Below are 5324 nucleotides of genomic sequence, written 5' to 3'. Positions count from 1 at the left end.
AGCAGGACGTCAGTGCCTATGTCCCAGAGAGTGTTATAAAGGAGATGAAATAAAACGAATGAAAGAATTTGAGAAACCAAGGGCTCAGCTACCAGAAAGCCCATTTGAACCTGTGCGCAAAAAAGATAGCGTGTGGAGAACCTATCGTTGGCCGATGATTGGGACCTTGCTTCTGATTTTGGCCTTGCTAGCTTTCTTTGTTCCCCTGCCTTACTATCTGGAAATGCCCGGGAGTTCAGAAGATATTCGCCAAGTGATGCGCGTCAACCAGAAAAATGATGAAGCATCCGGTTCGTATGATTTTGTCACTGTTGCCGTCAAGCAAGCGACCTTCTCGGATATAGTCTATGCCTGGATGACTCCTTTTACAGATATCCACTCTGAAAAAGAAATGACAGGTGGCAGTTCCAGTGAGGAATTTTTCCGGATCAATCAATTTTATATGGAGACCTCTCAAAATACTGCCAAATACCAAGGATTAAAAACGGCTGGAAAAGAGACAGAGATGGAATTCCTCGGTGTTTATGTCATGCAAGTAGCAGAAGACTCTACCTTCAAAGGCGTTTTAAATATTGCGGACACAGTTACGGCTGTCAATGACAAAACATTCAAGAGCTCAAAAGAGCTCATCGAGTATGTTGGTTCCCAAAAAATTGGGGACAAGGTCTCAGTGACCTACACAGAAGATGGCCAGACCAAGACTGCTGAAGGAAAGATTATTAAGTTGGTCAATGGCAAGAATGGGATTGGGATTAGCTTGATTGACCGGACAGAAGTGAAGAGTGACGTACCGATTGAGTTTGCGACAGCTGGCATCGGTGGTCCAAGTGCTGGGATGATGTTTAGTTTGTCCATCTATACCCAAGTAGCGGATCCAGACCTTCGTCAGGGACGCCATATCGCAGGGACAGGGACCATTAACCATGATGGGACTGTCGGAGATATCGGTGGAGTGGATAAAAAAGTCGTAGCAGCAGATCGCGCTGGTGCTGAAATCTTCTTTGCCCCTGATAATCCGGTGACAGAGGAAGTTAAAAAGAACAATCCGAATGCCAAGAGCAACTACGATGAAGCAGTAGAAACAGCTAAGAAAATTAAGACCAAGATGAAAATTGTCCCTGTCAAAACCTTGCAGGATGCCATTGACTATTTGAAAAAGAACTAAAGTAGCCTGTTTGACAAATTTCGTACTTGCACGTATGACATCGTGTTAGCAGAGGGGAACATTCACCTTCTAATTAAATTCAAGTTTTTGCTTATCAATCTCTCTATTTTTAGAGGGATTTTTTCTTTATACTGGTGTCAGAAAGAAAGGGAGGTAGTGAAATGATTCAAACCAGTTTGTTTTCCATTTCAGTATTCTTAGCGGGAGTTCTATCCTTTTTCTCCCCATGTATTTTGCCACTGATGCCAGTCTATGTAGGGATTCTATTGGATTCTGAGCATGAAAAAACGGTGCGTATTTTTGGAAGAGACATTTCTTGGTATGGCCTGGTGAAGACTCTTTGTTTTATCGCAGGTCTATCAACTGTTTTCCTGATTCTAGGATACGGTGCAGGGGCCCTTGGCCAGGTGCTTTATGCTCCCTGGTTCCGTTACCTACTAGGAGGGATTGTCATCTTATTGGGAATCCATCAGATGGGCCTCATCAATCTTCAGCAACTCCAAAAACAAAAGAGTATCCAACTGAAGAAGGACGAAAAACGCAATGAATTCTTCAATGCTTTTCTGATAGGGGTCACCTTCAGTTTTGGTTGGACCCCTTGTGTCGGACCAGTTTTGAGCTCTGTTTTAGCCATTGCAGCTTCTGGAGGAGATGGTGCATTGCAAGGCGCTCTCCTGATGCTGGTATATACATTAGGCTTGGCTCTGCCTTTCTTGCTTTTGGCCTTAGCTTCTAGCTGGGTTCTACAACATTTTGCTAAACTCAAGCCCCATATGGGAACCTTGAAAAAAATTGGTGGTGCCATCATCATCTTGATGGGCATCTTGCTGATGCTAGGAAATCTTAATAGCCTCGCATCCCTGTTTCACTAATCTTGAATGATTAAAGGAGAAAAATCATGAAAAAAATTCTTGCACTTTCTATTGCTACACTTAGCATCGTCACTTTAGCAGCTTGTTCTGGACAGAAATCAGATTCAGACATGAAAAAAATGGACGATAGTAGTATGATGAAGAAGGACGATATGAAGAAGGATGACATGAAGGATTCATCCATGTCCGATGATAAAATGAAAAAAGAAGACATGAAAGATTCATCTATGATGTCTGACAGCAGTTCTGAAATGAAGGACGATATGAAAAAAGATGAGATGAAATCTAGCGATTCAGAAATGAAAGATGAAAAGAGTGAATCATCTGATATGAAATCAGACAACTAATGAAAGAAGGGAGAGGTCATCTGAGGATGACTTTCTCCTTGTTTAAAGAGGTAATAATGATGAAGAAATTAGCTTTAGTAGCTGCAGGATTCTTGTGTACTGGACTTTTGGGGGCTTGCTCTAACCAAGGAATGGAATCATCCAACAAAAGTGAGACTAAGCAGACATCCACAACGGGATCTTCAGAGCAAGCTGGAAAGAAGGTTCAAGAGTTTAACCTGCAAGGAGTAGACGGTAAGACCTACCGCTTATCTGATTACAAAGGGAAGAAAGTTTACCTCAAATTTTGGGCTTCCTGGTGCTCTATTTGCCTATCGACATTAGGGGATACCAATGAGTTGGCAAAAGAAGAGGCGGGTAAGGATTATGTGGTCTTATCCGTTGTAGCTCCAACTTTTAATGGTGAAAAATCAGAAGCAGATTTCAAAAACTGGTACCAGTCTTTGGATTACAAGGATTTCCCAGTCTTGCTAGATAGTAAAGGGGAACTGCTAAAAGAGTATGGGATTCGTTCTTATCCATCGGCACTCTTTATTGCAAGCGATGGAACTCTCGCTAAGACCCATATCGGTTATATGAGCAAGGAAGACATCGTCCAGACTCTAAAAGAAATGAAGTAAGGAGGACATAAAATGGAAACAAAATGGAAACTCATTTCCATTCTTTTAGTGGGGCTATTTTGTTTTGGAATCTTTTTCCTTGTCAAAGGATCCATGGCCTTGGATACATCAGATGCGACGACTGAGCAGATCAAAAAAGCGTCCATGAGTCAGACACCAGTAGCAAACAAAAAGCAGGAAGAAAAAGTCAATCCAGAAGACCAACGAGAAATCTATCTAGCTGGTGGTTGCTTCTGGGGTGTGGAAGAGTATTTTTCCCGCGTTCCGGGTGTCATTGATGCCGAATCAGGTTATGCCAATGGAAAGGGAGAAACAACCAAGTATGAATTAGTCCCTCAAACAGGCCATGCTGAAACAGTTCATATCACTTACAATGTCAAGCAGGTATCTCTGAAAGAATTACTCCTGCATTATTTCCGGATTATCGACCCAACGTCGAAGAATCGTCAAGGAAATGATCAAGGAACTCAATACCGAACAGGTGTCTATTATGTCTCTCAAGAAGACCTTCCAACTATTAACCAAGTCTTTGAAGAGGTAGCAAAAAAATACGACAAACCGTTAGCGGTGGAAAAAGAGCCACTGACTAATTTCATCAAGGCTGAGGACTACCACCAGGATTATCTAAAGAAACATCCGAATGGGTACTGCCATATCGATGTCAATCAGGCTTCTTATCCTGTTATTGATGCTAGTCGCTACTCTAAGCCAAGCGATGAGGAAATCAAAAAGAAGTTATCTCCTGAAGAGTATGCGGTGACACAAAAAAATGATACCGAACGGGCCTTCTCCAATCGTTACTGGGATCAGTTTGATGCCGGTATTTATGTAGATGTCGTGACCGGTGAGCCGCTCTTTTCCTCTAAGGATAAATTTGATTCTGGTTGTGGTTGGCCAAGTTTCAGTCGTCCTATTAGTCCTGATGTGGCAATCTATAAGGAGGATAAGAGTTTCAATATGACTCGGACAGAAGTTCGGAGCCGTGTGGGAAATTCCCATCTGGGCCATGTTTTTACCGACGGTCCCAAGGAAAAAGGCGGCCTTCGCTATTGCATCAATAGCTTGTCAATCAAATTCATCCCTAAAGCAGAGATGGTGGAAAAGGGCTACGGTTATTTATTAGACTATGTCTGAGACATTTGGAACTACAATTTGCTATAATAAGCCTAGCAAAAACAAGTAGGTGAAAGACATGTATGCGATCATGATTGTGGAAGATGAAGAGCTTATCCGGCAGGGACTGACTTCCTTAGTGGATTATGAACAGTTTGGAATGACCGTCATCAACCAGGCAGAAAATGGCCGTGAGGCCTGGGAGAAGTTTCAAGATCAACCAGCTGATATCCTTCTAACCGATATCAATATGCCACAAATGAATGGCTTGGATCTGGCCCATCTCGTCAAAGAGCAGTCTCCGTCTTGTCATATCATTTTTTTGACAGGTTATGATGACTTTGAGTTTGCGAGGAAAGCCATCAAGTTAGGTGCAGATGATTATTTGCTGAAGCCTTTTTCAAAAGATGATATCGAAGAGATGTTAGCCAAGGTGAAAGGAAAACTCGATCAAGAGCGAAAAAAGGCGCAAGTCGAAGATTTGGTCAGTCATGGTTATTCGACAGACTTAGAAGAAGCTATTCATACTCGTTTAGCAGATTCCCAGCTAACCCTGAAGGATTTGGCCTATCAACTTGGTTTCAGTCCCTCTTATCTAAGTGTATTGATCAAGAAAAAATTGGGACTTCCCTTTCAAGAATACCTCATCCAAGAGCGCATGAAGAAGGCTCGCCTCTTACTTCTCACGACAGATTTAAAGATTTATGAGATCGCCGATCAGGTTGGTTTTGAAGATATGAACTATTTTTCTCAACGCTTTAAGCAGGTTGTTGGGGTGACGCCAAGGCAGTACAAAAAAGGAGAGCATGAATGAAACGATATCCCTTGCTGATTCAGCTGGTCCTCTACTTTTTTCTCTTCATTCTCCTCCTTTTTGGTCTTATTGGTAGCCTTTACTATCAAACGAGTTCAGGGACGATCCGCCAGCAAACAGAGCGGACAACAAGAAATAGTATCGATCAAAGTAGTCAGTTTATTACGTCCTATCTAAAAAAATTAAAGCAGACCACAACGGTGCTTAGCAAGGAACAGGCTGTTCGCCAATTTGCCCAAGATAGGAGTGCAGATCAAGAAACGGTTCAGCACTTGATGCGAACGATGATTGAAACGGATCCGGACCTGGTCTCAGCAGTCCTGGTGACTAAGGACGGACGTCTGGTAGCGACAGATACCAAAATCAGCATGCAGACTTCTTCAGATATGATGA

6 protein-coding genes and 1 pseudogene are annotated in these 5324 nt (G+C 42.4%); all 7 read left to right on the top strand.

What is annotated here, in order from left to right:
* Window positions 1–154: 154 nt before the first annotated feature.
* Complete coding sequence (locus ACLOR3_RS06710; protein WP_411400711.1) at window positions 155–1165, top strand: SepM family pheromone-processing serine protease; 1011 nt, start codon at window positions 155–157, stop codon at window positions 1163–1165.
* Between the two features lie 161 nt (window positions 1166–1326).
* A complete protein-coding gene (gene ccdA2, locus ACLOR3_RS06705) occupies window positions 1327–2037 on the top strand; it encodes a thiol-disulfide oxidoreductase-associated membrane protein CcdA2 (RefSeq protein WP_411400683.1) in 711 nt (236 codons plus the stop codon).
* Window positions 2038–2063: 26 nt separating this feature from the next.
* Window positions 2064–2384: a hypothetical protein gene (locus tag ACLOR3_RS06700; RefSeq protein ID WP_411400681.1), complete on the top strand. Its 321-nt coding sequence runs from the start codon at window positions 2064–2066 to the stop codon at window positions 2382–2384.
* A gap of 59 nt (window positions 2385–2443) precedes the next feature.
* Window positions 2444–3004, top strand: coding sequence for a redoxin family protein (locus ACLOR3_RS06695; RefSeq protein ID WP_411400709.1), 561 nt, complete (start codon window positions 2444–2446; stop codon window positions 3002–3004).
* 12 nt (window positions 3005–3016) lie between these two features.
* Complete coding sequence (msrB, locus tag ACLOR3_RS06690) at window positions 3017–4138, top strand: peptide-methionine (R)-S-oxide reductase MsrB (RefSeq protein WP_411400679.1); 1122 nt, start codon at window positions 3017–3019, stop codon at window positions 4136–4138.
* A 58-nt stretch (window positions 4139–4196) separates the two neighbouring features.
* Window positions 4197–4931, top strand: a complete 735-nt coding sequence (locus tag ACLOR3_RS06685) for a response regulator transcription factor (RefSeq protein ID WP_195324456.1) — start codon at window positions 4197–4199, stop codon at window positions 4929–4931.
* Window positions 4928–5324, top strand: a pseudogene (locus tag ACLOR3_RS06680) (cache domain-containing sensor histidine kinase); the annotation flags it as partial. The gene ACLOR3_RS06685 and the pseudogene ACLOR3_RS06680, both read left to right, overlap by 4 nt.

It is taken from the genome of Streptococcus intestinihominis, assembly GCF_046824975.1.
GTDB lineage: Bacteria > Bacillota > Bacilli > Lactobacillales > Streptococcaceae > Streptococcus.
The sequence above is the reverse complement of the archived record's forward strand: the minus strand, read 5'-3'. Positions and strand labels throughout refer to the sequence as shown.

Bases quoted from the DNA above. Each gene is read 5' to 3' on its own strand.
- ACLOR3_RS06700 (WP_411400681.1), top strand. From the start codon at position 2,064: ATGAAAAAAATTCTTGCACTTTCTATTGCTACACTTAGCATCGTCACT.
- ACLOR3_RS06685 (WP_195324456.1), top strand. From the start codon at position 4,197: ATGTATGCGATCATGATTGTGGAAGATGAAGAGCTTATCCGGCAGGGA.
- ACLOR3_RS06695 (WP_411400709.1), top strand. From the start codon at position 2,444: ATGAAGAAATTAGCTTTAGTAGCTGCAGGATTCTTGTGTACTGGACTT.
- ACLOR3_RS06710 (WP_411400711.1), top strand. From the start codon at position 155: ATGATTGGGACCTTGCTTCTGATTTTGGCCTTGCTAGCTTTCTTTGTT.
- ccdA2 (WP_411400683.1), top strand. From the start codon at position 1,327: ATGATTCAAACCAGTTTGTTTTCCATTTCAGTATTCTTAGCGGGAGTT.
- msrB (WP_411400679.1), top strand. From the start codon at position 3,017: ATGGAAACAAAATGGAAACTCATTTCCATTCTTTTAGTGGGGCTATTT.